General features: G+C 33.2%; 2 protein-coding genes. Both read left to right on the forward strand.

Going from position 1 to position 946, the window contains the following annotated elements:
- Positions 1-104: 104 nt before the first annotated feature.
- Positions 105-233 carry a PspC domain-containing protein gene (locus ABDZ53_RS07365; protein ID WP_343755090.1) on the forward strand — a complete coding sequence of 43 codons (129 nt, stop codon included), beginning with the start codon at positions 105-107 and terminating at the stop codon, positions 231-233.
- A 71-nt stretch (positions 234-304) separates the two neighbouring features.
- The gene (locus ABDZ53_RS07370) at positions 305-820 is read left to right on the forward strand and encodes a GNAT family N-acetyltransferase (RefSeq protein ID WP_343755092.1); all 516 of its coding nucleotides are present in this window, start codon (positions 305-307) and stop codon (positions 818-820) included.
- Positions 821-946: the final 126 nt, after the last annotated feature.

Genomic DNA, 946 nt, shown 5'->3' on the forward strand with positions numbered 1-946 from the left:
ACTAAAAGTGGTTGGCAAAGTTCTTAACTTTTCATTGCAATTTTCTAAACATTTATCTTGCAAAACACAATACTTTAATTAAACTATATCGGAGTGATTTTGTTATGGATAAAAAACTAACTCGTTCAAGAAATAATCGTGCGCTTCAAGGTGTTTGTGGCGGGATTGCTGAATATTTCGGTATATCCTCATTTGGTATCCGTTTAATTTTTCTATTTTACCAGCTAACTTAATTATTTATATCATTCTTGCTAATATTATGCCTGAGAGTCCTGTCAGTTTATATAATTATGGAGGCCTTTTCATGAAGTTAAGACAAACCGACACGCGTGAATATAACTTAACTGAGGAACTAGTGTTCGATGTCTTTAGCCAGACTTCTTTTTCTGAGGGAAAAATTGAAAAAAAGCTCGTTAAAGAAATCAGATCATCTGAGTATTATATCCCTAAACTAGATTTTGTAGTAGAAAAAAAGAATACCCTTATTGCTCATTGTATGCTATCACGATTCCCATTAAATCAGAAACATACAAACGAACTATTGTTGCTGGCACCAGTCTGTGTTTCTCCTGATTATCAACAACAAGGTGTTGGGAAAATGATGGTTACAAAAGCTATTGGTATAGCTACAGTAATGGGATTTAAAGGGGTTATTGTTGAAGGCGATCCAAATTACTATCATCGTTTCGGATTTAAAACATCCACTGAGTTTGGTATCTATGCTTCATCTAAAATCCTCCCTCCTTCTCCACGTATTTACAAATTTTTTACTGTTTTTACTCTGTTTATCTACTTTAAAGGTTGTTATTACAACAAATAATACGAAAAGACACCTCTCCCTCCCCTTTTTGATAAAATGAAGTCGTCGAAAACCCATTAAAAGGAGAGAAAAGAGATGCCTAATCTACTTCAAATTATCATGTATTTAATTGAAAAAATCAAGTGG

This window comes from Alkalibacterium iburiense, from assembly GCF_039521845.1.
In the GTDB taxonomy this organism is placed as follows: domain Bacteria; phylum Bacillota; class Bacilli; order Lactobacillales; family Carnobacteriaceae_A; genus Alkalibacterium; species Alkalibacterium iburiense.